The sequence below is a fragment of the Myxococcota bacterium genome, assembly GCA_039030075.1.
GTDB lineage: Bacteria > Myxococcota_A > UBA9160 > UBA9160 > SMWR01 > JAHEJV01.
On sequence record JBCCEW010000026.1, the window covers coordinates 1 to 26173 of the forward strand.

The 26173-nt window shown below is 70.1% G+C and carries 19 protein-coding genes and 1 tRNA gene; 10 read left to right on the forward strand and 10 right to left on the reverse strand.

What is annotated here, in order from left to right:
- Positions 1 to 167: 167 nt before the first annotated feature.
- Positions 168 to 1448: a hypothetical protein gene (locus AAF430_21635; GenBank protein MEM7412850.1), complete on the forward strand. Its 1281-nt coding sequence runs from the start codon at positions 168 to 170 to the stop codon at positions 1446 to 1448.
- A gap of 100 nt (positions 1449 to 1548) precedes the next feature.
- On the opposite strand, the gene AAF430_21640 is transcribed toward AAF430_21635, so the two are convergent.
- Positions 1549 to 1625, reverse strand: a tRNA-Met gene (locus AAF430_21640).
- 280 nt (positions 1626 to 1905) lie between these two features.
- On the opposite strand from AAF430_21640, the gene AAF430_21645 reads away from it, so the two are divergent.
- Positions 1906 to 2544, forward strand: a complete 639-nt coding sequence (locus tag AAF430_21645; GenBank protein ID MEM7412851.1) for a DUF4124 domain-containing protein — start codon at positions 1906 to 1908, stop codon at positions 2542 to 2544.
- 15 nt (positions 2545 to 2559) lie between these two features.
- On the opposite strand, the gene AAF430_21650 is transcribed toward AAF430_21645, so the two are convergent.
- From AAF430_21650 to AAF430_21670, 5 genes are all read right to left on the reverse strand, one after another.
- Positions 2560 to 3321 carry a TIGR02266 family protein gene (locus AAF430_21650; GenBank protein ID MEM7412852.1) on the reverse strand — a complete coding sequence of 254 codons (762 nt, stop codon included), beginning with the start codon at positions 3319 to 3321 and terminating at the stop codon, positions 2560 to 2562.
- Positions 3318 to 3755 carry a hypothetical protein gene (locus tag AAF430_21655; protein MEM7412853.1) on the reverse strand — a complete coding sequence of 146 codons (438 nt, stop codon included), beginning with the start codon at positions 3753 to 3755 and terminating at the stop codon, positions 3318 to 3320. The genes AAF430_21650 and AAF430_21655 overlap by 4 nt, the downstream gene beginning before the upstream one ends.
- Before the next feature lie 163 nt (positions 3756 to 3918).
- Complete coding sequence (gene tgt / locus AAF430_21660; protein MEM7412854.1) at positions 3919 to 5040, reverse strand: tRNA guanosine(34) transglycosylase Tgt; 1122 nt, start codon at positions 5038 to 5040, stop codon at positions 3919 to 3921.
- A complete protein-coding gene (gene queA, locus AAF430_21665; protein ID MEM7412855.1) occupies positions 5037 to 6065 on the reverse strand; it encodes a tRNA preQ1(34) S-adenosylmethionine ribosyltransferase-isomerase QueA in 1029 nt (342 codons plus the stop codon). Before queA ends, tgt begins: the two co-directional genes overlap by 4 nt.
- 10 nt (positions 6066 to 6075) lie before the next feature.
- Complete coding sequence (locus AAF430_21670; GenBank protein MEM7412856.1) at positions 6076 to 7386, reverse strand: family 10 glycosylhydrolase; 1311 nt, start codon at positions 7384 to 7386, stop codon at positions 6076 to 6078.
- 135 nt (positions 7387 to 7521) lie between these two features.
- Here AAF430_21670 and AAF430_21675 point away from each other — a divergent pair, with 135 nt between their 5' ends.
- From AAF430_21675 to AAF430_21685, 3 genes are read left to right on the forward strand one after another with little or no spacing between them, the layout of a single operon-like run.
- The gene (locus tag AAF430_21675; GenBank protein MEM7412857.1) at positions 7522 to 9555 is read left to right on the forward strand and encodes a transglycosylase SLT domain-containing protein; all 2034 of its coding nucleotides are present in this window, start codon (positions 7522 to 7524) and stop codon (positions 9553 to 9555) included.
- 13 nt (positions 9556 to 9568) lie between these two features.
- Positions 9569 to 10543 carry a carbohydrate kinase family protein gene (locus AAF430_21680; protein ID MEM7412858.1) on the forward strand — a complete coding sequence of 325 codons (975 nt, stop codon included), beginning with the start codon at positions 9569 to 9571 and terminating at the stop codon, positions 10541 to 10543.
- A gap of 32 nt (positions 10544 to 10575) precedes the next feature.
- Positions 10576 to 11025 carry a hypothetical protein gene (locus AAF430_21685; GenBank protein MEM7412859.1) on the forward strand — a complete coding sequence of 150 codons (450 nt, stop codon included), beginning with the start codon at positions 10576 to 10578 and terminating at the stop codon, positions 11023 to 11025.
- Between the two features lie 42 nt (positions 11026 to 11067).
- On the opposite strand, the gene AAF430_21690 is transcribed toward AAF430_21685, so the two are convergent.
- Positions 11068 to 11829, reverse strand: coding sequence for an FYDLN acid domain-containing protein (locus tag AAF430_21690; protein ID MEM7412860.1), 762 nt, complete (start codon positions 11827 to 11829; stop codon positions 11068 to 11070).
- A complete protein-coding gene (locus AAF430_21695; protein MEM7412861.1) occupies positions 11826 to 13247 on the reverse strand; it encodes a UDPGP type 1 family protein in 1422 nt (473 codons plus the stop codon). Before AAF430_21695 ends, AAF430_21690 begins: the two co-directional genes overlap by 4 nt.
- A 307-nt stretch (positions 13248 to 13554) precedes the next feature.
- Between AAF430_21695 and AAF430_21700 the strand changes: the two genes are divergently transcribed.
- Entirely contained in the window at positions 13555 to 14625 is a 1071-nt protein-coding gene (locus AAF430_21700) for a hypothetical protein (protein ID MEM7412862.1), read from the forward strand.
- Here the strand turns inward: AAF430_21700 and AAF430_21705 are convergent.
- Both AAF430_21705 and AAF430_21710 read right to left on the reverse strand, forming a co-directional pair.
- Positions 14622 to 16274 carry a hypothetical protein gene (locus AAF430_21705; GenBank protein MEM7412863.1) on the reverse strand — a complete coding sequence of 551 codons (1653 nt, stop codon included), beginning with the start codon at positions 16272 to 16274 and terminating at the stop codon, positions 14622 to 14624. The two genes, AAF430_21700 and AAF430_21705, sit on opposite strands and share 4 nt — an antisense overlap.
- Before the next feature lie 82 nt (positions 16275 to 16356).
- Positions 16357 to 17268 carry a universal stress protein gene (locus tag AAF430_21710; protein ID MEM7412864.1) on the reverse strand — a complete coding sequence of 304 codons (912 nt, stop codon included), beginning with the start codon at positions 17266 to 17268 and terminating at the stop codon, positions 16357 to 16359.
- 283 nt (positions 17269 to 17551) lie between these two features.
- Here AAF430_21710 and AAF430_21715 point away from each other — a divergent pair, with 283 nt between their 5' ends.
- From AAF430_21715 to AAF430_21730, 4 genes are all read left to right on the forward strand, one after another.
- Positions 17552 to 19306 (forward strand): cation:proton antiporter, encoded by a 1755-nt coding sequence (locus AAF430_21715; GenBank protein MEM7412865.1) that lies wholly within the window; start codon positions 17552 to 17554, stop codon positions 19304 to 19306.
- Positions 19307 to 19510: 204 nt separating this feature from the next.
- A complete protein-coding gene (locus tag AAF430_21720; protein MEM7412866.1) occupies positions 19511 to 21850 on the forward strand; it encodes a TolC family protein in 2340 nt (779 codons plus the stop codon).
- Complete coding sequence (locus AAF430_21725; GenBank protein ID MEM7412867.1) at positions 21847 to 23007, forward strand: efflux RND transporter periplasmic adaptor subunit; 1161 nt, start codon at positions 21847 to 21849, stop codon at positions 23005 to 23007. The genes AAF430_21720 and AAF430_21725 overlap by 4 nt, the downstream gene beginning before the upstream one ends.
- The gene (locus AAF430_21730; protein ID MEM7412868.1) at positions 23004 to 26057 is read left to right on the forward strand and encodes an efflux RND transporter permease subunit; all 3054 of its coding nucleotides are present in this window, start codon (positions 23004 to 23006) and stop codon (positions 26055 to 26057) included. Before AAF430_21725 ends, AAF430_21730 begins: the two co-directional genes overlap by 4 nt.
- The last annotated feature ends 116 nt before the right edge of the window (positions 26058 to 26173 follow it).

The following is a 26173-nucleotide window of genomic DNA, read 5'->3' on the forward strand; positions in this document are numbered from 1 at the left end:
CCTGGACGACTTCATCCTCCAGCAGGTGGATCCCGCCTCGACGGTACTACCCGAACCCGGGCGGCCTTGGCTCATGGCTCTCGGAGCCCTGCTGACAGGCGCGTTGGCAGTCTCTCGAACGCGGGGCTGAAGAGCCGAAGCAACGCAGCCTGTTTCCAGACGATGGCATGACCGACGACCAGCTCGACAAGATTCTCGACCGGCTTCCGTACACGGATGGGTCTGCGAGGCGTCGCTTCATGGTGGGCGCGATCGTGGGGATCGGGATCTATCTGATGGGAGGCGCAGAGACCGCCGGGACGGCGTTTCCGAAGCTGCTCTCCGATCTGCCGACCTCTGCGATCCCGGTCGTCCTGCTGCTGCTGTACGGCGTCGGAAGCGTGGTGCAGTCACTGGGCGACGTGTTGCTCGCGCCGATGGCGAATCGGATCCGCAATGTCCCGGTCGCGCTGACGGAATGGGCGAGACGGCTCTTTCGGGGGAAGGGCAGGTCGGGAGAGGAGGAAGCCGGGGAGGGTCGTCGCAGCGGCCTCGACCTGGGGCGCTTTCGGCTCAGGCTCGGCCTGGACGCGCGCGAGGCGCTGCGGACCCTGCCAGAGCCGGTGCAGCACGGGCTCGAGCGGCCGTTGGGGCGCTTCGGGGAGCTCGGCCTGCGAAACGCGCTTGCCGAGCTGCGAGACGAACAGTCGCGGAAGTGGGCGACGCGCCTGGTGGCGCGGGCCCACGATGTGGGCTCGGTCACGACGGCCACGGTAGTGCTCGTCGCGCTCGCCTTCGCGGTGGAGTCCACACGACCAGAGGGCGAGCCCGCTGACTTCGCGCTCAGTGAGGCTGCTCAGGAAAGCCTGGACAAACTACGCCGCGCGGCCCGCGACGCTCCGGAGGCGGAAGACCGTGAGAGCGAGCCGGCCCTGCAACAGCCTGCTAGCTGGAAGTCGGCGGGGTCGTTCCAGACTGGGTTCGAGATCAGCGCAAACGAGGCACTGCGCCTCGCCAAGCTCGCCGACGCTTCGCCGGCGTTCTTCAGGCGATTTTGTGCGATCAACCAGGTCGTCAAGTGTCGGACGCCCGCCCGGACCTCCAGGGAGTCTGCGGAGCTTCTCTCGGAGATCCTCGTCGGGCTCGAAGAACTCTTCAGCGACGCCAGCTTTCGGGACGTCCTCACAGTCGATCGGGAGAACGGCCGGCCGAGTGAGTGGGACCAGCTTGCGCGTCTCACGCGTGCCGCGGAGCAGCACGTCGGCGGTGGACCGGACACTAACTCCCGAGCAGGACAGCTCGCGGTGGCCACTGCCATCGCCGTGGTCCCGCTGCTCGTGACCTACGTCGGATTCTTCCTGGCGCTTCGCTACGCGATCGAATCGACCCTCGAGGAGCTCGCGATCGCGCGAGCCTCTGCCAGCGATGGGCCAGGCCAGAGCGGCGTACCGACCGACGCCTCCGGTTGACGAGAGCCAACTGCGGCGGCTCACCAGGAGGACGCGGTCGCCACGCACCCGCGGAAAAGAAAGAGCCGCCGACCGGGGGACCGATCGGCGGCTCTCGAATTGGTAGCGGGGGAGGGATTCGAACCCCCGACCTCCGGGTTATGAGCCCGACGAGCTACCAGACTGCTCTACCCCGCAGCAAAAGGGAGGTAGGGAATAGCGAGGCAGCGCGGGGCTGTCAAAGCGCCAAACCCTCGCCGAGTCGCGGAGCTGGCCCGCGGTGTTGCGGATCGTGCGCCCGGCGTCGCTTCAGCAGCGCGCAGGCGTCTGGCAGCCGCTTCGCAGAAGCCGCTTCAAGCCTTCGAGTTGGCTCGACCAATCGCTCCCGAAGAGTGTCTAAGTGTTTGAAATAATTGAAATATTCTGCGATCCACGTATGCTGTAAGCCACACCGTCACAGCGGAAGGAGACGGCCCCCATGCAGAAGCAGCACATGCAGCAGACGATTCATTCGAGCGCGCGCGAGCGCACCCAGCGACGGGGCGTCCTGCGCCTGTCCGCGGGTGTCCTGGGCGCCGCGTTCTTGCTGGCCACGCCGATGGCAGCCAGCGCCGAGGTGTATGGCTGGCGCACCGATGACGGTGTCTTCGCCTATACCGACGACAAGGACCAGATCCCCTCGCGCTACGTCGATCGCGCGGTGCGGGTGAACCAGAAGCGCCTCGCCGACTACCCCCGGCTGACGAAGGAAGACACCGCGACCACGCGGAGCGTGTCCGACCGACTCGCGAAGCGCCTCGAGCACCTGCGCCGCCTGAATGCGACCGAGACCGTCGCCGCGCGCGGCTACGCCCCGAGCGCGGGCGCCGGTGGCCGGACGACGGTGTCGGTGGCGACGGGCAGCGCGCAGGCGCCGAACCTCGACATCGAGACCGACGCCAGCAGCGAGCCGATCGTGGTCGAGCCGATCCTCACGAAGGCGCCGGGGAAGATCCGGACGCGGCGCTCCACGGTGATTCGCCAGGGCGACAAGACCCTCGCGATCGTGAAGGGCCGACCGCACTCGATCAACCCGAACGAGGACATCTACGACGAGGACGAGCTGCTCGACCGCTAGAGGGTCGAGGGCCGCTCAGGCGGGGCGGTCACCCGCCTCGCCGGTCTCGTCGATCTCGAAGCGATCGGCCGAGACCCGCTCGTAGACGTAGTTCTCGATCAGCCGCGCCTCGTCCTGGCCGAGCTTCAGGAACTGAAGCCCCATGCCGGCCCGGGCGTCGGCGTTCGGGGGGCGTCGCCACACGACGCGCGCCGAGGGATGGACCGTCTCGTCGCTGGCGGGCAGGGTGAACTCGACGTCGAGCTCGGTCTCGGGTTCGAGTGCCGTGTCGGCTTCGACGAACATGCCGCCGCGCGAGAGGTTGAGCGCCCACGCCCAGGTCTCGTCGCCCGCGCTCGACCGCAGACACACCTCGGTCTCGAGGGGCACGCGGTCCAGGCCGCGCACGGTGAGGCGCAGGAAGCGGTTCACCGCCTGCAGCAGGGTCACGCGGGAGAGCGGCTTCTCGAGGACGTCGTCGGCCCCGGCGCGCACCGCGCGTTCGTGCTCTTCGGGCGAGCGCCCACTCGTCACGATGATCGTGGGTGTGCGGCGCAGGTCGACGTCGTTGCGCAGGCGGGTGCAGAGCTCGTCGCCGTCCATGGCCACCATCGTCAGGTCCGAGACGATGATGTCGGGGCGGTGGGCCCGCGCGATCTCCAGGGCTTCCGTGCCGTCGGTGGCCGTGAGCACCCGAGCGGTTCGTCGCAGGAAGGTGGTCTCGATCTCTCGAAACATCGGCGCATCGTCGACCACCAGGATCGTGCGGCGCGGCTCCTGCTCTTCGGCGAGGCTCATCCGTCGGCTCCTGAGAGTCCGCGCATCAGGGCGGGCAGATCGGGCGCGACCCGCCACACGCTGCTCATCCCTTCTTCACGGGTCCACACCTGACGGTCGAGGACACGGTGTTCCACGAAGTGGGGCAGCACGTAGCCGCGGTAGGTCACGTCGACCTCCGCGCTGGTGAGTTCTTCTTCCTCGACATCGAGCTCGCCGATCTCGTAGTCGGTGATGCGCACCTGCTCGAAGGGCGAGGCGAGGGCGAGGAAGTCCTTGCGCAGCTCGGGGTCGACGTAGCGCGCGGCCATCTCCAGGTCGCCCCAACGGATCGCCTTCGTGTAGCGCTTCTGCGCTTCCTTCAGGGCGTAGGCGTGGCCGAGGGGATCGCTCGTCACGCAGCCCGAGAGGCCGAAGAACAGGACCGCGAGCAGCAACCCACCGGCAAGACGCATGAAGCTTTCCCTCGAGAGTTTCCGGCAGGACCGGCCGCAGGGTTCCGTCCCCACTGGGCTTTCTATCGGCCGGTCGGGACGGGAGCTGGAGTCGGGGCGGGGAGCCTGCGGTGGGCCGGCAACTACCCGGTTCCGATGGCGTTTTTCGCCGGCCCGCGGCGTCCTAGGCGGGCTCGGCGGTATCGAGGGCGAGGATCTCGGCGCGCAGGGCGTCGAACGTCCCAGCCATGATCCCGTCGCGGGCCCGCTCCATCAGACGTAGGTAGAAGCGCAGATTGTGGATCGAGGCGAGGGTGACTCCCAGCACCTCGCCGCTGCGGAGCAGGTGCCGCAGGTAGCTCCGGCTGAAACGCGCGCACGTGAAGCAGTCGCAGGCGGGGTCCGGCGGCGCCGTGTCCTCGCGATAGCGGGCATTCTTCAGGCGCAGGAGCCCCTGGCTGGTGAAGAGCACGGCATGGCGCGCGTGGCGGGTCGGCAGCACGCAGTCGAAGAGGTCGACGCCGAGCCCGATCGCCCGCACCAGGTCGGCGGGTTTCCCGAGGCCCATCAGGTAGCGGGGAGCCGTCTCGGGGAGTGCGGCGTGGGTGAGCGCCACCAGCTCGTCGCGGGCGTCGGGGTCTTCCCCCAGACCCAGCCCACCGTGGGCGAAGCCGCGGAAGCCCAGGCCGTGGGTGGCGGTAGCACTCTCGCGTCGCAGGGCGGGCAGGGCGCCGCCCTGGACGATGCCGAAGAGCCACTGGTCGGGCCGTTTGTGGGCGGCGATCGAGCGTTCGGCCCAGCGCAGCGTGCGCTCGGTGGCGGCGCGCACGCGCAGGTCGGCGGACGGGTCGGGTGGGACGCACTCGTCCAGCACCATGGCGATGTCCGAACCCAGGGCTTCCTGGATGGCGACGACACCTTCGGGCGTCAGCGCGCGGCGGCGCCCGTCGACCGGCGAGGAGAAGGTGACGCCGTCCTCGTCGACCCGCGCGCGGTCGGAGAGGGAGGTGACCTGGAACCCGCCGCTGTCGGTGAGCCAGGGACCGTCCCAGCCCGCGAACCCACCGAGCCCGCCGTGGGCCGCGACGATGTCCTCGCCCGGCCGTTCGTGGAGGTGGTAGGTGTTGGCGAGCAGGATCTGCGCACCCGCCTGAGCCAGCTGCTCGGTGGTCACGCCTCGCACCGCGCCGTAGGTGGCCACCGGCATGAACGTCGGGGTGCGCACCACGCCATGGGCCGTGCCCAGGAGACCCGCCCGCGCGTCCCCGTCGCGTTGCGTCACTTCGAAGCGTCGCGGGTCGCTCATTGGATCAGCATCGCATCGCCGTAGGAGTAGAAGCGGTAGCGCTCGGCGATCGCCTCGCGGTACGCGTCGAGCAATCGCTCGCGCCCGATCAGGGCGGCCACCAGGAGCAACAGCGACGAGCGCGGCAGATGGAAGTTCGTGAGCAGGGCGTCGACGACCTGGAAGGGGTCGCCAGGCGTCAGGAACAGGTCGGTGGTGCCGCGCGCAGCCGCGACGTTTCCATCGCCGCTGGCGCAGCTCTCGAGGACCCGGGTGCTCGTGGTGCCCACCGCGACCACGCGATTCCCGCGTTCGCGCGCCGCGGCGATCGCGTCGGCGGTCACGTCGGGGAGCTCGAAGCGCTCGACGTGCAGGCGCTTGCTGCGCAGCTGCTCCTCCTGGAGCGGCTGGAACGTGCCCGGCCCGACGTGCAGCACGACCTCGGCGCGTTCGACGCCGCGCGCCGCCAGCTCCTCGAGGACGCGATCGCTGAGGTGGAGGCCCGCCGTGGGGGCCGCCACCGCGCCGGCCTCGCGCGCGAAGACGGTCTGGTAGCGCGCGTCGTCGGCCGGGTCCGAGGCCTCGCGTCGGATGTAGGGGGGCAGCGGCGCTTCGCCGGCCGCATAGGGCGACACGCCGGGCTCGAACCGCAGGACCACGCGGCCGTCGCCGGGGAGCGCCACGACCTCGGCTTCGAAGCGGGCGCCGCGTCCTTCGAAGGCGAGCTTCTGGCCGACGCGCTGCCTTCCGCTCGTCTTGAGAAAGGCCTCGTAGGAATCGGGCGCCGGGCCCGGGCCGAGGAGCAAGGCCTCGGCTGCGCCGCCGCTGTCCTTGTGTCCGCGAAGGCGCGCGGGCAGCACGCGCGTGACGTTGACCACGAGCAGGTCGCCGGGATCGAGCAGCGCCGGCAGGTCCCGCACGCGGCGGTGGGCGAGGGGGCCCCCCGCGCGCGGCACGCAGAGCAGGCGTCCGCCGTCGCGTTCTGCCGGGGGTTCCTGGGCGATCAGCTCGGCGGGCAGTTCGAAGTCGTAGGCGTCGAGGTCGATCGGCGCCGGCTCATTCGCCACCGGGAGCCTCGACGCGCAGCGCCTCGAAGAGTGCGGGCTCGGTCACGATCGAGTCGTAGGAGAAGAGCACGCGGTTGCGAACGCCGGCCGTGTCGAGGATCTCGACCTGCCGAACCGCGCGTGCCGGGTTCTTGGCGAAGAGCCAGCTGCCGAGTCCCATCCAGATGCGATCGCCGACGGGCAGCCCGGAGAAGTGCTCGGCCTGATAGCGCAGCAGGCGATCGTCGACGGTGTACGACATCGGAATCGCCACATCGAGGGACCCGTCCTCGAGCCAGCGGCGCCAGTCTTGCCCCAGCACGAGGTAGCCGCGATCGGCGTAGGTCCAGACGGCGGCCGAAAGGACGACGCCGGGGCGCACGCGCCGTGCCTCGGAGGCGATGTCCGCGACCAGCGACGAGAGCCGATCGCGTCGCCAGCGGTCCCAGGCGTTCGCGTTGCGGAGCGAGTCGCCGATGGGTGCCTGCTTGCCGGTCTCCTCGAGGAACCGGGCGCGCGTCGAGGCGCCGTAGCCGAAGTCCAGCCCCACACCGAAGCGGGTGCCCGGCGCGAAGGGCAGCACGTCCGGATAGCGGATGTAGTCGAGGTGCAGCCCGTCGAGCGCCGGGTAGCGCGAGAGCAGCTCCGCGAAGGTCGCGGTCAGCCGCGCGTCGACCCCCGGAGCCGCCGCGTCCAGGTACACGCCCGGTGTCCCCATGCGGTAGTAGCGCCGATCGGGCTGGGGCACGTCATAGCCCGGGTAGTCGAGCAGGGAGCGCCCCTGGCGGTCGCTGAGGACGACATCTCGGCCCAGGTCGGACACGATCGGCGCCTTCGCGTTGCGCGACAGCGACAGCACGTTCACCCAGGCGTGCACGCGAAAGCCGGCGGCGTGGGCCTGCTCGAGCAGGAGCGCCAGCGTATCGACGCCATGGCGCTCGAGGTTCTCACGGTAGGGGGCCGGGTCGGCGAGGCTGGCGTCGTACCAGGCGCGGCCGCCGCGGTAGACCTGAACGAAGAGATCACTTGCACCCAGGGCCCGAGCTTGCTGCAAGAGAACAGGAATTCGGGCGGGGTCGTTCAGGACCTGCACCGCCCCTTCGGCCAGTACCCAGAGCCCGCGGCGAGGCTCTTCTGCTGCCGCCGGTTCCTCGGCAGGAGCCGGTTCGGGCGGGGTGCTGGGGACGGGAGGCGGCGGCGCCTCTTCCGCGGGACGGCACGCGGTGGCGACGCAGCCCGTGGCGACCGCCGCCGTCAGCAACAGACCCAGCAGTCCACGCCCGCGGATCGAGCGGCCGGTGGCTACGCGCGCGGGTTTCACGGCGGCCGAAGCTACCCGAGCGCTGGGGCCCTCACAACGCGCGTTGAACCCGCTTCGTCCGTCCCGCACACTCCTCGGGTGGACGCGGGCGGCAGTGGATTGGGGCGAATGAGACCGAAGAGCACGAGCTGGCGCATGCGCCATTCGAACCCGCGCCGACGTCTCGTGGTCCTGGGGTGTGCCTTGCTGGGAGCGCTCGCGGTGAGCGCCCCGATCACCGAGGGCAGCGACCGCTCGGCGCCGCTCTCCTGGGTGTTGGCCGACCCCGGCCGCGGGCTGCGTCACGCGGTCGATGCGCTCGAGCGGGGCGAAGGACACCTGGCGGACGCCTTGCTGCGCGCCGTGGCCGAGCGCCATCCCGTGATCGCCGACCACGCGGAGCTGCTGCGGATGCGCCTGCGCGTCGAAGCCCAGGACTACGAGGGCGCCGTCGCCTTCGAGTCCGCCTGGACGCGTCGCGAGAGTCCGCTGCGCCCGCGCTTCTACACGCTGCTCGGGGACGCCTATCGCGCACTCGATCGCGAGAAGCGCGCCCGCGCGGCCTGGGAGTTCGCGTCGGTCGGAACGGGCGGGCGACAGCGTCTCGCCGACCTCGAAATGCGGATCGCGCGCTCCTATCTCCGCCAGGGCAATCACGAGCGCGCTGCCGAGCGCTTCCTCGAGGTCTGGACGCGCTACCCGGAGTTCGACGCGGCGGATGCGGCGGGCGCCGAACTCGAGACCCTCGAGCGTACCCTGGGGAAGCGCCTGCGAACCCCGGACCGCTGGCGCCGTCGCGGCGATGCGCTGTACCGCCGCTACCACAACGAGACCGCACTCGAGGCCTACGACCGCGCGCTCACGGGTGGGCTCGGTGCCGACAGCAAGGCCCGCGCGCGACACCAGCGCGCCGAGACGCTCTTCCGGCTGCGCCGCTACCCCGAGGCGATCGAGGCCTACGACCTCTTGCCGCGCAGCGACAAGCGCCGCATCCAACGGGCCCGCGCCCAGGCTCGCTCGGGTCAGGTCGGCGCGGGGGCACGCGCCCTGGAAAAGCTCGGGGCCGATACGCGCGGCGCCGACGCGATCCGAGCCACCTATCTGGCGGCGCTCCTGTGGGACGGTGAGAACGGCGGGCCGAAGGCCCGGCGGCTCTTCTCCGAGGTGATCCGACGCGCGCCGAACTCCAGCCTGGCCGCGTCGTCCCGCTGGTGGCTCGGTTGGGATGCGTTCCGCAACGGCCAGCACGACACCGCCGAGCGTTACTTGCGCGAGCTCGCGGCCGTCGAGAAGGATCCGATCGCGGCGCTGCGCCCGCGCTACTGGCGGATCCGCGTGCGCGAAGAGCGCGGCGACGGCGATACCGAGGAGGCCTACGCGGCGCTCGCCCGCGACTATCCGTTCACCTACTACGGCTGGCGCGCGCTCGAGCGCACGGAAGGGCCGGTGCCTCCGCCCGCGCGTCGGCTGCTCGACGGCGGTCCCGAAGCGCTGGGTCCCGCGGACCTGGCACGCGCGCGCATCCTGCTGGAAGCGGGGCTGGTGGAAGAGGCGCGCGAGGAGCTCGAGCATCTGTTCTCGAAAGCGCGTGGCTTCGCCGATCGCATGTCGCTGGCGGGGCTCTACGCCGAAGCCGGCGACTACAGCCGCGCCCAGCGGCTGATGGTGAACGGGTACACCGAGCACCTGGCCCGGGGGCCCGTGCCCGAGCAGATCGAGCTCTGGTGGCACGCCTGGCCCGCGCCCTACGAGCACGAGCTGCGCGCGGCGCAGCAGCCCGGGGCGCCGAGCCCGGCGCTTGTGTACTCGATCATGCGCGAAGAGAGCGGCTACCGGCCCGAGGTGATTTCGGTGTCGGGCGCGCGCGGTCTGCTGCAGCTGATGCCGGAGACCGCGACGCGAGTCGCACGCCGCGTAGCGCTCACCACCTTCGAACCCGACGACTTGTTCCGGCCCGAGGTGAACATCCAGCTCGGCAGCGCCTACCTCGGCCAGCTCCTGGCGCGCTTCGACGGCTACGCCCCCGCCGCGATCGGCAGCTACAACGCCGGGCCCCAGGCGGTGTCGCGCTGGCTCAAGGACGAGCTCGCCTCGGAGGACGTCTGGGTCGAGCAGATCCCGTACAGCCAGACACGCGCCTACGTGAAGCGCGTGCTGCGCAGCCTTCACGCGTACCGCGTTCTCTACTGAGGCATCGGGTCGCTTGGCCACGGGTAGCGGTGATCCCTGGTCGGTTCCGCTCGGTCCGTCCCGGTCCGAAGGGACGCGACGGCTCGACGTCGTGGGCTTCGGCCAGATCTCGCTGGATCGGGTGGCCACGGTCGATGCGTTTCCTCACCCGGGCGGTCACGAGAGCCAGCTCGGCGGTGCACTCGATCGTCCCGGTGGCCAGATCGCGACCGCGGTGCTCGCGGCCCGCACGCTGGGGTGCCGTGCCGCGCTGGGCGGTGCGATCGGCGACGATGCCGAGGGTCAGTCGGCGCTCGCGCCTCTGCGGGCGGCGGGGGTCGACACGGCGGGCGTGGCCGCGGTGCCCGAGGCCCGGACCCGCAGCGCCTGGATCTTCGTCCGGCGCGGCGACGGGGAGCGCAGCGTCCTCGGGTGGCGGGATCCGCGCTGCGCGATTCCGTCGGACCTGCGCGACCGCACGGCCATCGCCGACGCGCGTCTACTGCTCGTGGATACCGATGACCTCGACCTCGCGCGCTGGGCGGTCGACGTGGCACGGCAGGTCGGAACGGCGACTGTGCTCGACGTCGATCGCGCCGATCCGGACACGTGCAGGCTGGCGCGCGACTGCGATTTTCCGATCGTTTCCGAGCTCTTCGTGCGGGACCTCTCGGATTTGCTCGATGTCGAGAAGGTGCTCGGCGAGCTACTGGCTGGCGCCAGCCGACTGGCCATCGCGACCCTCGGGCCGCGCGGCGCGGTGGCGATGCTGCCGGGGGGCGCGACGCGCAGGCAAGCGGCCGAGGCGGTGTCGGTCGTCGACACCACCGGAGCCGGGGATGTCTTCCGGGGCGCGTTCGCGTGGGCGGTCCTGGAGGGCTGGGGCGCCGGCGCCTGCCTGGCGGTGGCCGGTGCGGCCGGGGCCCACGCCTGCCAGGGCCTGGGGGCGCAGGCGGCGTTGCCGACCGCGGAGCGGCTTCGAGCCCACGCCAGCGCTCCCGCCGCCTAAGGAGAGCCACGCGAGTCGCCGAAACGAGGACCATGGCGTCGGGCAAAGCGAAGAGCACGCTCCTGCAGCTGTTGGTGCTGCTGGCGATCCTGGCCGGTGGCGGGGCCTACAACTACCACCGCAACCTCGACCTGGAGCAGGCCGAGCAGCGCCCCTATCGCACCCTCTCCGATGCGGATCTCGCCACGCTGCTGGCGGCGACCGAGGCCGAGTCCGAACGCCTCGACGGCCGCTACGAGCAGGCGCGCGGGCAGGGCGCTTCGCGCGCCACGGGGCAGGCCGGTTTCCAGGCGTTCGAGAGCGCCCAGCGCCGCGGTCGGGCGGTGCGCGAGATGGGCTATCAGGCTTCCGAGATGGGCGCGAGCCTGGCAGAGCTGCGGAGCGAGACGGCACGGCGCGAGGCCGATGCGGGGGCGTGGTACGCCTTCGCCGGGGACGAGTGGCGGCCGATCCTGCGGCGCGTCTTCCACGTCGAGCTCTAGGAAGGCGCGACCCGCGTCATCCGCGGCGTCCGGCTTCGCCCGCTACGAGCTCTCTTCTTCTTCCTCTTCCTCGACCTCGTCGGGCTCATCGACGCTCGCCAGGCCGAGCCCCATCTCCGGCGTCTCCTCGACGATGATCTCTTCTTCGTCCTCGTCGAGCAGGCGGGGCTTCGCCCGCGGCTCTTCGGGCTCGGGGTCGGGCGTGCGCGGGGGCGGCACGCGCACCTTCGCCTTGCGCGGGGCCTCGTTCTGGTTGGCGCCGCACTTCGGGCAGATCGCTTCGGCCTTGCCCAGGTCGTAGAACTTGGCGCCACAAGAGAAGCAGACGTGTTTCTGTCCGAGCTGGCCGCCGCCGGCGACCGGCTTGATCACCGGAGTCGGACGGGGCAGCTCCGGCCGCTTCGCGGGCGAGCGGCTCGGCCGGACCTTCGGTGCGCGCTTCGCGCGTCCACCGCTCTTCTTCGTGGCCGGGCGCGCGCCCTCGGGCTTCGCGATCGGCGGCTCGGCCTTCTTCGCCGGGGCTTTCTTCGCAGCGGCCTTCTTCGCGGCCGTCTTCTTGGCGGTCGTCTTCTTGGCGGTCGCCTTCTTCGTCGTTTTCTTGGCGGCGGCCTTCTTCTTCGTGGCGGCCTTCTTGGCCGGCGCCTTCTTCTTCGTCGCTTTCTTCGCCGCAACCTTCTTCTTCGGGACCGCCTTCTTCTTGGTGGCCTTCTTCTTCGAGGGCGCCTTCTTCTTGGTGGCGGCCTTCTTGGTCGCTGCCTTCTTCTTGGCGGTCTTCTTTTTGGTGGCTTTCTTCGCAGGCGTCATGCGTCGTCTCCGACCCGAAGTTGAATGAGATCGGGCGCATCTTCGATGCGCTCCAGGCCGAGGGCGCGGAGGTCCTCTGGGCTCCCGATCTTGGATTCGTCGATCTCCACCCAGCCATTGCCTGCGGGGGCGGGGAGGCCCGCAGCTTCGAGCCAACCGCGATATCGCTGGGAGAGATCGCGGCGGGAGGTTTCGGGCGATTCGCCGCCCGAGGCGTTCTTCACCGGGGAGTACTCGGAGCGCGGTGCCTCGACGACACAGACGTCCTTGGCGGCGGGCAGGGCGTCGAAGACGAAGCGCTCGAGCTTGAAACCGTTCTCCGCGGCCGGGGTCTGGGTGGCACCCTTCGCGTCGGCCTGGGGAATCTTCTTCGCGGATGCGTGGAAGGGCAGCCAGCGCTCGGCGTCGCTCGCGATCCGGCGCACGAAGGACACCTCGAGCGCATGCACGGCCACGTTGCCCGCGCCGTAGAGCAGTTCGCCCTGGGCGTCGCGCGCGTTGCGCTGTTCGTCGTTGATCTCGGTGTACTCGACGACGCCCATCGCGCCATCCACGCGTGCCAGCACGCCCATCTTCTCGCCAGGCTCGCGCTTGCGGAGCATCTTGCAGGACATCTCGGCGCGGGCCCGGGCGTGGTGCCCGAGAAATACCGGGTCGCCGAGGGGCAGCATCGGGTTGTCGACCTGGTAGTAGAAGATCGTCGAGATGCCCCGGCGCTCCATGTCGTCGAGCGCGCCCGAGTCGAGCAGCGCCGTCAGGGAGCCACCGTGGCCGTCCGGGTTCTCGAAGACCCGATCGGGCTTCTCGAGCATCAGCTTCCCGTCGAAGTCGAAGCTGGGAACCATGCCCTGGCAGAGAAAGAAGACGTCCCGTTCGGGCACACCGAAGAAGCCTTCGGCGGCGAAGCCATCGCGGGTCGCGGCGTCCGTCGCCGGGCTGGTCATCACGTACCAGGGGATCGCGGCGCCCGTGCGGGCACGCAGGTGCAGGAGCTTCTGGGCCTGGAGCGCGAACAGGGTGCGTCCGCTGGCCGGCCCGAGCGGGTAGAGGCCCTTCGGCCCGGGGTAGCCCAGGCGACTCGCCTGTCCGCCGGCCACGACCATCACCGCCGCCCGGCCATCGCGGAGCAGGGACTCACCGGCCGCCTCGGCCTCGGCCCAGTGCTTCGCGTCGCCCCCGTGCTCGGGCAGGGCGACGACTTCGGGCGGTTCGAGGCTCGGCGTCCCGGAGGCGTGGGACCGTGTGGCCTGGAAGCCCCGGATCAGGCCCTCCAAGTCCAACGACGCCAGCTGGCGCCCCAATCGCTCCTGCCCCGACGGATCGAGTTGCTCCCAGAAGGCGAAGACATGCCCTTGGCCCTGGGCCTCGAAGCGGGCCTTCAACTCCTGGAAATCTGCCGTCGCGGGGCCTTTGCTCACCACCTCGCACCCCTCGGCTGCACTGGGGGCTCCCTGTAGCACAGCCAGGAAAGCCCAGCACGTCTGGGCAGATGGGACGCCGTTCTGCGGAACCCGAGCGATTCGGGCTGGACCCGGCGCGCTGCGGTCGCCGGCCGGGTGCTGGGGAATTTCCCTCGCCTCTCCCCCCGGGCGCTCGGGAGCCTCAAGTGGGAGTTCGCGGGCTCCGATCTCGCGGTCGATGCCCGAGCCGAAGCCCCGCGCGACCCACCGCGACGCTGCCCGGGACGCGGTGCCTGCAGGTACCCCGGCCGCGGAGGGCGGGCGCGTGCGGACCTTCCCCTGCACCGGCTGCGGGGCGGACCTCGTCTTCTCGGTGGGCCTCCAGGCCCTCGCGTGTCCGTACTGCGGCACGACCCGGGATCTCGACCTCCGCCACGATGCTCCCATCCCGGAGCAGGACCTCCTCTCGGAGCTCGCGCGCCTGGCGGAGCTGCGCGACGGCGCGAGCGAACGAGCGCCTGTCCTGACCGCGGTCTCCTGCGACTCCTGCGGGGCCGAACTGCGGCTCGGGCCTCACGCCCAGGCCGATCGCTGCGCCTATTGCGACGCCGTGCTGGTCGGCACGCCGAGCGCCGGGGACACGGCTCCGATCGACGGAATCCTGCCGTTCCGCATCCAGGCCGAGGCCGCACACGAGGCGCTCGAAGCCTGGCAGCGGGCCCTCTGGTTCGCACCGAACGCCTTCGTCCGCGCGCGCATGCCCGATGCGCTGCAACGCATCTATCTGCCGTACTGGTGCTTCGATGCGCTCACCTTCACGCGGTTCACGGGCGAGCGGGGCACGGCCCACCGCACGACGGTGAAGGTGAACGGACGGCGCACCACCCACACCCGCTGGAGCTGGAAGTCGGTGTCGGGAAGCTTCCAGCACGTGTTCGACGACCACCCGGTGCCCGCCGACGCGACCCTCCCCGGCGAGGTCCTGCGCGCCCTGGCGCCCTGGCCGACCGAGCGCTGTGTTCCCTTCGAAGCCGGCCTGCTCGCCGGCGCCGTGACGAAGGCGTGTGAGATCGAGCTTCCCGAAGCCTTCAAGATCGGCAAGCGCGAGATGGAGTCGCGGCTCGGCGATCGCGCCCGTCAGCAGATCGGCGGCGACGACCAGCGCGTGCACCGTCTCGAGACGCGCTGGGATGCGCTGGCCTACAAGCACCTGCTGCTGCCGGTCTGGGTGGTCCCGTTGCGCTGGCGCGAGCGCGTCTACTGGTTGGTGGTGAACGCCGAGACCGGCGAGGTCCAGGGCGAGCGACCGATCTCGAAGTGGAAGGTCGGACTGGCCATCGCCGCTGCGCTGCTCGCGGTGCTGGGCGTCGCGCTGCTGAAGGAAAGCGGGCTCTAGCGGCGTCGGGCCCAGCCGACGCCCGCCACGATCCCGACGCCCAACACCAGGAAAGCGAGCAGGCCCGCCGTCGGCACGGGCGCAGGTGTGAACTCGAGCACCGCGAGCGACTCCGCCGCGATCGTGACCTGGCTCCCCATGCCCGGTGCGATCGAAATCCCGCCGCTCGGGTCTTCGAAGCGCCAGATCCGGTGGGGTCGCGCGGGCGCCCCGGCGAGGGAGATGCGGACGCTCCGTGCCGTGGCGTTGCGGTTCACGACGAGGACGCGGGTGGTCGCGCCGATCTGGCTGGCGAGGAGGGCGCCCAGCCCGGCGTCGAGCCTGCCGTCGGGTTGGCTCGCGGCCGCCAGACGTCGGGCACCGGGATCGATCAGCAGGGCGAGGAGCTCGTACGCGCGATAGCCCGGCTTCGGCTGTCCGGCGTGGTCGACGACACCGAGCTGGATCGAGCTCGGGAAGAAGTCCCAGAAGATCGCGCGATGCGCGCGATCGAGGCCGGCCGTCGCGCCGAGGGCGAGGACGGTCGCGATGTGGAGGGGTGGCTCCATGCTGGCGGCGTAGGCCGCATCGCCGGCGGACGTGGCGAGGTTCGGGCCCCACTCGGCGAGCGCGAGCTCGATGCTCGCGTAGTTCGTGGTCGCCGCGGCGGTGGCCGCGACGCTGGTGATCACGTCGACCACTTCGAGCGGGTCGTTCGCGTAGGCGTGAAAGGAGATGAAGTCGAGGGGGACGAACCCGCCCGGAACCCCGGCGCTGTCGAAACCGGTGAGGACCGTGTTCGTGACCGCTTCGGTGGCGAAACTGCCCAGCCCGAAGCGCAGCTTCCCGGCGTCCGGGTGACTCGAGCCGCTCCGGTAGGCGTCGAGTGCGACGAGGGTCTGAATCGACATCTCGAAGAAGCGATCGAGCGGCCCCGACTGATCCTCGAAGTCCGGGTCCCAGAAGAACGGAAACTCGGGTTCGTTTCCGACTTCCCAGTAGTGAACCGGGCGACCCGGTTCCGCACCCACCCCTTCGACGATGCGTTCGACCACGCCGGTCGCAGCCGCCGCGAAGACCGCGGCGTCGGCCGGTCGGATGTTGCTGACGCGGTTCTGGAAGCTCCAGCTGCAATTCGTGCGTAGCGGTGTCGGGTTGACCGCCAAGGCGCGCGGCATGGCGTCGAACGAGACGAAGGAGGAGGCTCCGAAGGTGGCCGCCGTGTCGATGACCTCGCGGAGGTAGTCGAGCTGGTAACGGGCATCGTCGTTCGTGTCTGCCAGCGTGACGGGCTGGCCGTCGTCGGAGAACCAATCGCGGGACGCGATCAGCGCGAGGTCGTTCGGTTCGGACGCGGCCATCTGCGGCAGCGGGATCGGGCAGGGGGACCCGTCGGTCAGGGTCGAAAAGAGCTGGGTCGAGTTCTCCCAACGCCCGACACTCACGCGCCATTCCGAGAACCCGATCGCCTGCATGCGCGCGGGCAGCCCGGGCTGGCCCGCGTAGTCGTAGAGCGCGCCCGAGAGGTCGTAGTGGCCGAGCAGGGCGGGGGAGAGCGCTTCGAGCGGGGCCGCGGGGTCGAGCGAGATCTCCCAGTCGGCTGCGGCCTGCGCGTGGGCGGCCAGTGCTACGAGGGCGATCGCGCAGGCCACGCTCAGGCGCGCGCGCACCTTCCGGAGGCACACCTGGACGGCGGAACACGGCGACGACGCCCTGCGTGAGGGAAGGCCGAAAGGCATCGTCGCCATTCTCTCACGGGCTTGCCGGGACGGGACAGACGAAGTCGGCCGGCTTGACCGTGAGGAGAGAACCGTCCAGGCGCGGCAGCAGTCGCTCCGCCGTGTTCCCTACCAGGAGCCCGGGAACGCCCCCGCGCGAGACCGTGCCCATCACGACGAGGTCTGGGGACAGATGCGCGAAGCCGTCGAGGACCGCCCGAGAGGGCGAGGTCACGCCGACGTGCAGCATGGCGCTGGCCGCCGAGCGGCTGCCTTCGAGCGCTCCGTGGATCTGTTCGATGGCCTTGGTGCGCTCGTCTCGTGCCCACTGCTCGCTCACCGCGTCGCCTTCCATCTGCACGCTCAGCGGTCGTTGCAGCGCGTGCACGACGTGGAACTCGGCATCGGCGAGATCCGCGAGGGACGCGGCGAGGGCGATCACGCGATCGCCCACGGCCGAGAGATCCGTCGCTGCGAGGATGCGGCGCAGGCCGGTGGACGCGTCGGGTTTGACGACCCAGACCGGGCACGGGCACTTCCGGAGCAGCTTTGCCGTCACGCTGCCGAGCAGCGGAGCGTTCGCGATCGAGCGGGTTCGTTTGCCCGCGATCACGAGATCGCCGCCGTGGCGCAGCACGTGTTGGGTGATCGCGCGCCAGGCGGGGGCTTCCTCGCTGGCGACGTCGACCTCCAGCCCCGTCGGCACGGTGTCGGCCGCGAGTGCGGCCAATGCCGCCGGAGCGTCGCTGGGCGCGGGCGTGTCGACATAGCCCCCGTCGGCGGCGCTCCAGGCTTCATCGGGTGCGCTCGAGTGCAGCAACGTGATGCGTGCCCCGTTTCGCTCGGCCAGCCAGCAGGCCTGGTCGATCGCGCGGCGGCTGCCCACGCTCGTCGACCCGTCGGCTGCCAGATCCACGCCGACGACGATGCTTCGAAGCGTCTCCATGGCCCTTCCTCCCGGCTGCGCCCTGTTCCTCCGCGCAGCACCTTCTCGATGTACGCAGCAGCTGATTGCTGCCGAGGCACTTCGCAAGAACGATGCCGGGCTGGCGAGCGAGGCGAAGGGGCAGGGCGGGTGCACGCTGGGGCGATTGGGCACACGGCGGGGCGATTCGCCTCGGCGGCCGGCCGCGTTTCGGATCCCGGCGCAGGGAGAGGGTCTCTCTTACTCTCGGGCGCGGCGGCGCCCGCGACCGAGCGAGTGGCGTTGCCGAGCGAGGCCCTCCGACGTGTCCCTGGAATTCTCCGAGCTCGAGATCCTCTTCCTGCAGGCCCTCGCGCTAATGACGACCGCCTGCCTGGTCGTTCCCGTCTTCAAGCGTGTGGGGCTGGGTGGCGTGCTCGGCTACTTCGCTTCTGGCGTGCTCGTGAAGTGGCTCTTCTCGGCGAGCTTCTCCGGCCACGCCGCCGAAGAGCTGCTGCACTTCGCCGAGTTCGGCGTCGTCCTGTTCCTGTTCGTCGTCGGCCTGGAGCTGACGCCCGCCGCGCTGTGGCGCATGCGCCGGGACATCTTCGGATTGGGGCTGGCCCAGCTCCTCGGCTGCGCGGCGCTCCTCGGAGGCGCCGCATACGCACTGCTCGGGCGCGTCGAAGTCGCCACCACCATTGGGTTCGGGCTGGCGCTCTCGTCGACCGCCGTCGTGATGCAGCTCCTCGACGAACGAGGCGAGCGCGGCACGCGTTACGGCAAGAAGGCGTTTGCGGTGCTGTTGCTGCAAGACCTGGCCATCGTGCCGCTGCTGCTCGGCGTCGAGGTTCTGGGCGCGCAGGGCGAGGGCGGTGCGCAAGGCAGTGGACTCGGAGCCCTCGCGATCTCCGCGGCTGCCGTTGCCTTGTTGGTGTTCGCCGGTCGCTACCTGCTGACGCCCCTCTTCCACCTGGTGGCGCGCAGCGAGCTGCGCGAGCTGATGACCGCGAGCGCGCTGGCCGTCGTGATCGGGGCCGCGATGCTGGTCGACCTCGCGGGGCTGTCCTACGCCATGGGCGCTTTCATCGCGGGGGTGATGCTCGCCGAGTCGGCCTTCCGCCACGAGGTCGAGGCGAACATCGAACCGTTTCGCGGGCTGTTCCTCGGACTCTTCTTCATGGCCGTGGGCATGTCGATCGATCTCGGTGTGGTCGCGGCCCAATGGCACGTGATCGCCGGCGCCACCGCGGGCGCGATGGCGATCAAGGCCGCACTCGTGCTCGGCGTCGGACGCATCGGCAGTCTCGACGGGGCATCGAGTCGCAAGCTCGCCGTGGCGCTGTGCCAGCACGGTGAGTTCGGCTTCGTTCTCTTCGGGGCCGCGGCCACCGCCGGCGTCCTGTCCCCGGAGCTCGGTTCTACGCTGATCGCCATCGTGGGGATGTCGATGGCGCTCTCCCCGCTGCTGTTTGCGGCGGAGCAACGCTTCACCCGAGAAGAACCCGAAGTGCTGGAAGAGGACTTCACCGATGCGGGCGCTCCGGTGCTGGTGGTCGGTTTCGGTCGCTTCGGACAGATCATCGCGCAGATGTTGTTCACGACCGGCGTGGGCGCGACGATCCTCGATCGTGACGCCGAACGGGTGCGCGAGGCCCGATCCTTCGGCTTCCGCGTCCACTTTGGCGATGGCAGTCGCGCTGAAGTCCTGCGCGCCGCGGGCGGGGCGGAGGCCTGCATGATCGTGGTGGCGTGCGGCCTGGCGACGGAGACGGATCAGACCGTCGCGGCGATCCAGCGCACGTTCCCCGACACCCCCGTGCTCGCCCGCGCCTTCGACCGGCGACACGCGATTCGACTGCGCCAGGGCGGCGTCGAACGGATCGTGCGCGAGACCTTCGACGGGGCGATCTCGATGGGCGCTTCGGTGCTCGAGGAGCTGGGGCAGCCGCGGGAGGTGGTTCGCTCGGTGGCCCGGGATGTCCGCAGCCGCGATCTGGAACGTCTCCGGCACCAGATCGCGGGCGCCGACCCCACCGACTTGATGCGGGTGCGCCCCGAACCGCTGCGCCGCAGCTAAAGGATCCAGGCGGGCCCGCTGGGTGCAAAGTCCTGTCTGGGCTCAAAGTGGGTCTGGGCGCATGCGCGACGGCGGGGGTTCCAGGAGTCCGCTTTCAGGGTGGGGGCAGCCGCTATGCTGGCCTTTTCCCGGGGCTTCGTGCCCCCGTTCCCCCCGAGTAGGACCATGATCCGCGGCGCCCCCTCCGTTTCGCGAGCCAGCGTGATGCTGACGTTGGTTTTCCTGTTCTGGGCGCAAGCAGCCGAGTCCCGCAGCGCGCGGGTCGTGCGCATCGGCGTGGTCTCCGACGGCGAGTTCATCCTCGAACCTCTCGACGAGATCCTCCGCAGCGAGATCCGCGACCTGCTCGAAGGCGAGTTCCGGGTCGAGTTTCCGGAATCGGCGCAGGTCACGGTCGGGGCCACGCCCGAGACATCGCGCGATCTGCTCGAGCAGGTGCTGGCGTCCCCGGAGGTCGACATGGTCGTGGCCCTGGGTCCCGTCGGTACGGCGGCGCTCGCAACGATCGATCCGCTGCCGAAGCCGGCCTTCGGGACCACGGTGATCGACCGGGAGTTGCAGGGCTTTCCGATCACGCCCGAGGGCACGAGTGGTCGCCGGAACCTCGCCTATCTGGTGGACGATCTCTCGATCGGAGAAGCCCTCGAAACCTTCGCCGAACTCGCGCATACCGAGCGGCTCGCGCTGCTGCTGGATCGCACCCTCGCCGACGAACTCTCGGAGGTCGTCGTCGCCGTCGGAGGAGAGACCGAGTCACGAGGCGTCCGGATCCGACCGATCGCCTTCGAGCGTCCGATCGAAGCCACCCTGGAGAAACTCCCCGAGGACGTCGACGGCATCCTGCTCGGCTCCCTGTTGACCTTCTCGGCAGCCGAGGTGGAGACGCTCGCCGCGGCGATCGCCGAGCGGAAGCTCCCGAGCTTCGCGCTGGTGAGCTCGCGCGAGGTCGAGCTGGGCATGCTGGTCACCGCGGCCTCGTCGGCCGACTCGCGCCAGCTCGGACGGCGTGTCGCGCTGATGATCCAGGATACGCTGCTCGGCGCCCGTCCCGAAGATCTACCCGTGGCCCGCGAGGTCCGGCGCGAGATGACCCTCAACCTCGCGACGGCGCGGAAGATCGGGCTGCCGGTGCGCTTCGATGTGATGGAGAAGGCGGTGTTGATCCATCCCGGCGGCATGCCCGGCGCCGTCCCGCTGTCGATCGATGCAGCCATCGAACGCTCGCTCGCAGAGAACCTCGACCTGCGTTCGCAGGACCGGGTCGTGGCCGCGGGCCGAGAGGATGTGTGGCAGGCGCTGTCGCTGCTGCTGCCGTCGGCGTCGGCCAACAGCGTCGTGGGCTGGTCCGGTGGGAACCCGAACCCCGAGTCGCGCACGACCTCGGCGGGCCTGACCGCCCAGCAGGTGCTCTTCGACGAGAGCCTGATCGGAAACCTGACGATCGCGCGCTACGGCCAGGAGGCGGTGGAGGCGGTGCGGGAACAGGTCCGCCAGGACCTCGTGCAGGCCACGGGAACGGCCTACCTCGAGGTGCTGCGCGCCGCGACCGCACTCCGCATCCAGCGCGAGAACCTGCGCGTGACCCGGGCCAACCTCGAGCTGGCCCGCACGCGAAAGCGGATCGGCACGGCGTCGGCCGGGGAGGTCTACCGCTGGGAGAGCGAAGAGGCGAACGCGACCCGCGATCTGGTGCTCGCGCGGGCCACGGACCGCAACGCGCGCACATCCTTCAACCGTGTTCTCAACGTTCCCCTCGAGAAGCCCTACGACCTTGATGATGTGACGATCGAACAGATCAGCCCGATCTTCTCGGCGCGCGAACTCGAGCCGTACTTCGAGGCGCCCGCCTTGATGGAACACGTCCGGGAGTACGTCGTGGCGCGCGCCCTCCAGTTCGCGCCCGAGCTGGCCGTGGTCGACGCCCAGGTGAAGGCCCAGGAGCGCTTGCTCGACACGCGGGGGCGCACCTTCTACCTGCCGCGCTTGCTGGCCACGGCCCAGGCCGACCGGATCTTCGACCAGGACGTCGGTGCGGTGAAGGGCGACGAATCGCGCAGCTGGTCGGCCGGGGTGCAGGCGTCGATTCCCCTCGCCGAAGGTGGCGGCCGAGTCGCCGAGCTGCGCCAGGCCCGCGAAGAGCTCGCCCAGCTGCGCATCGACCGCCGCTCGGAAGCCCAGCAGGTCGAGGAGCGCGTGCGGACGGCCGCGAACACCGCCCAGGCGAGCTTCGTGGCGATCGATCTCACGGCGCGCGCCGCCGAGGCCGGCCGGCGCACCCTCGAACTCGTGACCGACGCCTATTCGCGCGGTGCAGTCGACGTGCTCGACCTCCTCGATGCCCAGAACAACGCGCTGGCGTCGGAGCAGCTCGCTGCCAATGCGGTCTACGATCACGCGATCGATCTCCTGGCCCTGCAGCGCGCCGGCGGGGAGTTCGAGCTGCTGGAAACGCCGAGCCAGCGCTCGAACCGGGTCGAACGCATGCTGGAGTTCCTGTCGGACCGCACCGGGACGTTCGGCGTAGGCCCGACCCCGATCCCATGAGGTATCCGTTGCGCGAGAACAGCACTCGGTCGTTCCTGACCTCGTTGACCGTCGGGCTCTGCCTGACGATGGCGCTGGCGTGCGAGGAGGAGGCCGCGCTCGAGCGCGAGGTGATCCGCAGCGTCGTCACCACCCGCATCGAGGCGCCGGGCGAGCGGCGCAAGCGGGTCTTCAGCGGGACCGCCCAGTCCCGCGATCGCACGGAGCTGAGCTTCCAGGTGAGCGGCAAGATCCAGGCGATCCATCACGGGACCGGCGATCAGGTCCCGGCCGGAACCCTGATCGCGGAGCTCGAACCGACCGACTTCGATCTGGCGCTGCGCGAGGCGCGCGCCGCATCGAGCCAGGCCGCTGCGGAGGCGCGCAACGCATCCGCGAACTACCGCCGCGTTCGCGCACTCTACGAGCGGGAGGGCGTGTCCCGCGAAGAACTCGATCAGGCCCGCACAGCGGAAGAGACTACCCAGGCGAACGCGAGCGTCGCCTCGAACCGCGTTCGCCAGGCCGAACAGCAGCTGGCCTACACGAAGCTCTACACGCCGAGCGACGGCGCCATCAGCGCCGTGCCAGCCGATGCAGGCGAGAACATCCAGGCCGGCGAACCCGTCGCGATCTTCCAGACCGGCGGTCCTCCGGAAGTCATCATCGCGATGCCCGAGAATCTGATTCCCGCCGTCAACGAGGACGACCCGGTCGAGGTCGGCTTCGACGCGTTTCCCGACGCGCGCTACGACGCGGTCGTGCGCGAAGTGGGGATCGCCCCCGACGAGGGTGGGACCACGTATCCGGTCACCGTCCAGATCGACGCCGACTGGGCGCAGATCCGCCCGGGCATGAGCGCCGACGTGGCGTTCTCCTTCGCGCTGGACGAGCAGGACGCCGTGATCCTCCCGGTCGGAGCCGTGGGGCGGGACCGCTCGGGTCACTACGTCTTCGTGGTCGAGCCGGAGGCCGAGGCCGAGACCCAGACGGAGACGGCGAGACTCGAGCGCTTCGGCACGACCCGAAAGCGCTACGTCGAGGTCGCGGAGATCGTGGACGAAGGAATCGCCCTCCGCGACGGCGTGCGCGGAGGCGAGCGCATCGTGATCGCCGGTGTGCCGCGGGTTCAGGACGGCCTGCGCGTGCGGATCCTGGACGAGGGCGACTGGCCGTGAGCCTCACCGAGCTCGCGATCTCGCGGGATCGCATCACCGCCATCGCGACGCTCCTGATCCTCGTCTCGGGGACGAGCACCTACTTCTCGATGCCGCGGGACGAGGATCCGGGCTTCCTGATCCGGGTCGCGACCGTGCGGACGATGTTCCCGGGTGCGAGTCCCACCCGCGTGGAGCAGCTCGTCACCGATCGCATCGAGACCGCGGTCCGGCAGATCCCGGAGCTGGAGAAGGTCACCAGCCAGTCGCGCGAGGGCATTTCGCTCGTCACGGTCGAGTTGCGCGACGAGATCTTCGACCTGCAGCCGGTGTGGGACGACCTGCGACGCAAGGTCGAGGCGATCGAGGGGGATCTGCCCGACGGGATCCAGGGGCCGTTCGTCGACGACGAGGTCGGCGATGTCTACGGCATCCTGATCTCGGTCACCGGGCCGGGCTATGCCTACCGCGACCTCTATGAGGTGGCCAAGGACACGCGGGACGAGCTGCTCCTGCTCGTGGACGCGGCGAAGGTCGAGATCTACGGCGCCCAGGAGGAGCGCATCTTCCTCGAGTTCACGAACACGCGCCTGGCCGAGTACGGGCTCTCCCCCGCGATGCTCAAAGACATTCTGGCTGCCCAGAACATCCTCTCGGCCGGGGGCAGCGTGGTCGTCGACAGCGAGCGCCTCTCCCTCGAACCCACCGGGAACTTCGAGACCCAGGAACAGCTCGCCGAGGCGGCGATCGCGATCCCGTCCGGCGAGCTCGTACCGCTCCGCGACATGGTCGACGTGCGGCGCGGCTACATCGACCCGCCACGCGTGCTGCGTCGCGCGAACGGCGCCCCTGCGCTGGGGCTCGCCGTCTCGATGCGCGACGGCGGCAACCTGATCGAGCTCGGCGAGCAGGTGACGGGAGTGCTCGATCGCGTGAGGCCGCGCTTCCCGCTCGGCATCGAGCTCGAGCTGGCTCAGTTTCAGCCGGAGATCGTGAGCCGCAAGGTGAGCGAGTTCGAGTCGAATCTGCTCCAGTCGGTCGCCATCGTGGCAGGCGTCATGCTGATCACGCTGGGCCTGCGCACCGGGCTGATCGTCGCGTCGCTGGTGCCGAGTGCGATGGTGTTTGCGATCGCCGTGATGGGCGGTCTCGAGATCGGACTCGACCAGATGTCGCTGGCCGCGTTGATCATCGCCCTCGGCATGCTCGTGGACAACGCAATCGTGATGTCCGAGTCGATCATGGTCCAGATGGCGGCAGGGAAGCGGGCGGTGGCCGCGGCGGTCGACAGCGCGAAAGAGCTGGCGGTCCCGCTGCTGACCTCGTCGCTCACGACCGCAGCGGCCTTCCTTCCGATCTATCTGGCCGAGAACGCGTCTGGCGAGTACACGGCCCCGATCTTCAAGGTCGTGACGATCACGCTGCTTTGTTCCTGGCTGGTGTCGCTGACCCTGATACCGCTGCTCTGCGTGCGCTTCCTCCGGGTCGAACCCCAGGACGAGAACTTCGAGACTCCCTTCTACCGGCGCTACCGGGGCGTGCTGGCCACCGCGCTGCGCCGACCCTGGTTGTCGTTGGCCGCGATGGTCGGCGTCCTGTTCTTCGCGCTCTTCTGTTTCCGGTTCCTCCCGAACATCTTCTTCCCGGACAACGACCGTCCGCTCCTCGTGGGCGAGTTCGCGTTCCCCTTCGGCACGGCGATCGAACACACGGCCGAGGCGACGACCCGGATCGAGTCGTACATCCAGGAGAACCTGCGCGTCGACGCGTCGCGCAGCGAAGGCGTCACCGACTGGGTGACCTACGTCGGAGACGGCGGGCCCCGCTTCACGCTCGGATACAACTCGGAGGAGTCGGCGCCCTACATCGCGGCGATGCTGATCAACGCGACGAATCGCGAGACCAGCATCGAGGCCGGTCGCGCGCTGGAAACCTGGGCGAACGAGAGCTTCCCCGGGCTGAAGGCGACGGTCCGCCCGCTGCAGACCGGTCCGGGGGGCTGGCCGCCGATCCAGATCGAGATCGCGGGCCGCGAGCTCGATCCGCTCTTCGCGATCGTCGACGAGGTGAAGCAGCAGCTGCGGGAAACGCCGGGGACGCGCCTGATCGACGATGACTGGGGGGCGCAGGCAAAGAAGCTCGTGATCCGGATCGACCAGGAGCGCGCGCGCCGGGCCGGGCTGACCAGCCAGGACGTGGCGGTATCCCTCCAGAGCTATCTCTCGGGGCTCGAGGCGACCGACTTCCGCGAGGGCGAGGAGCTCATCCCGATCACGCTGCGGTCGGCCGTGCGCGGGCGCGCGGACCTCGGCGCGCTGGAGAGCATCAACGTCTCGTCGCAGGCCTCGGGCACCGCGGTGCCCCTGAAACAGATCGCCGACGTCGAGCCGGTCTGGGAGCCGGGGATCATCCGGCGTCGCGACCGGCTGCGCACCGTCACCGTCGAGGCGGCCCCGACCGCCGGCGTGACCTCGGCGGAGATCGTGGGCAGCCTCGCGCCGTGGCTGGAGGCGCGCAGCGCCGAGTGGCCGCAGGGCTACGCGTTCCGCTTTGCGGGCGAGTTCGAGGACTCGAGCGCGGCGAACGACGCGATCGGCGAGAAGCTGCCGATTGCGGGATTGGCCATCGCGATGCTGCTCGTCCTCCAGTTCAACTCGCTTCGCAAGCCGACGATCATCCTGCTGACGATTCCCTTCGGCCTGATCGGAGTGGTGTTCGGGCTGCTGGTGGCCCGGAGCTACTTCGGGTTCATGACCCTGCTGGGGGTGATCTCGTTGTCCGGCATCATCATCAACAACGCGATCGTGTTGATCGACCGGATCCAGATCGAGCTCGACGGCGGGCTCACGCCCTTCGAGGCGGTGCTCCAGGCCGCTCAGCGTCGCCTGCGACCCATCCTGCTCACGACGGCGACCACCGCCGGCGGCCTGATTCCGCTCTGGCTCGGAGGCGGGCCGATGTTCGAGCCGATGGCGATCGCCATCCTGTTCGGCCTGCTCTTCGGCACGGCCCTCACCCTCGGCCTGGTCCCGATCCTCTACACGATCTTCTACCGCGTGGAGACGCGCTGATCCGCACGTCGCCGCCAGGCCGCGAACGGACAGGGTGGTGGACCCCGTGCGGCCGGCATCGAGCAGGGTAGGGGGACTGAAATTTCCGGGAATCGCGAGATTCCCCGCAACCTTTT

What these genes read in the sequence shown, in the direction of transcription:
- tgt (MEM7412854.1), bottom strand. Translation starts at nt 5,040, where the DNA reads ATGAGCGACCCGCGACGCTTCGAAGTGACGCAACGCGACGGGGACGCG.
- AAF430_21675 (MEM7412857.1), top strand. Translation starts at nt 7,522, where the DNA reads ATGCGCCATTCGAACCCGCGCCGACGTCTCGTGGTCCTGGGGTGTGCC.
- AAF430_21710 (MEM7412864.1), bottom strand. Translation starts at nt 17,268, where the DNA reads ATGGAGACGCTTCGAAGCATCGTCGTCGGCGTGGATCTGGCAGCCGAC.
- AAF430_21645 (MEM7412851.1), top strand. Translation starts at nt 1,906, where the DNA reads ATGCAGAAGCAGCACATGCAGCAGACGATTCATTCGAGCGCGCGCGAG.
- AAF430_21635 (MEM7412850.1), top strand. Translation starts at nt 168, where the DNA reads ATGACCGACGACCAGCTCGACAAGATTCTCGACCGGCTTCCGTACACG.
- AAF430_21650 (MEM7412852.1), bottom strand. Translation starts at nt 3,321, where the DNA reads ATGAGCCTCGCCGAAGAGCAGGAGCCGCGCCGCACGATCCTGGTGGTC.
- AAF430_21685 (MEM7412859.1), top strand. Translation starts at nt 10,576, where the DNA reads ATGGCGTCGGGCAAAGCGAAGAGCACGCTCCTGCAGCTGTTGGTGCTG.
- AAF430_21690 (MEM7412860.1), bottom strand. Translation starts at nt 11,829, where the DNA reads ATGACGCCTGCGAAGAAAGCCACCAAAAAGAAGACCGCCAAGAAGAAG.
- AAF430_21725 (MEM7412867.1), top strand. Translation starts at nt 21,847, where the DNA reads ATGAGGTATCCGTTGCGCGAGAACAGCACTCGGTCGTTCCTGACCTCG.
- AAF430_21720 (MEM7412866.1), top strand. Translation starts at nt 19,511, where the DNA reads ATGCTGACGTTGGTTTTCCTGTTCTGGGCGCAAGCAGCCGAGTCCCGC.
- AAF430_21655 (MEM7412853.1), bottom strand. Translation starts at nt 3,755, where the DNA reads ATGCGTCTTGCCGGTGGGTTGCTGCTCGCGGTCCTGTTCTTCGGCCTC.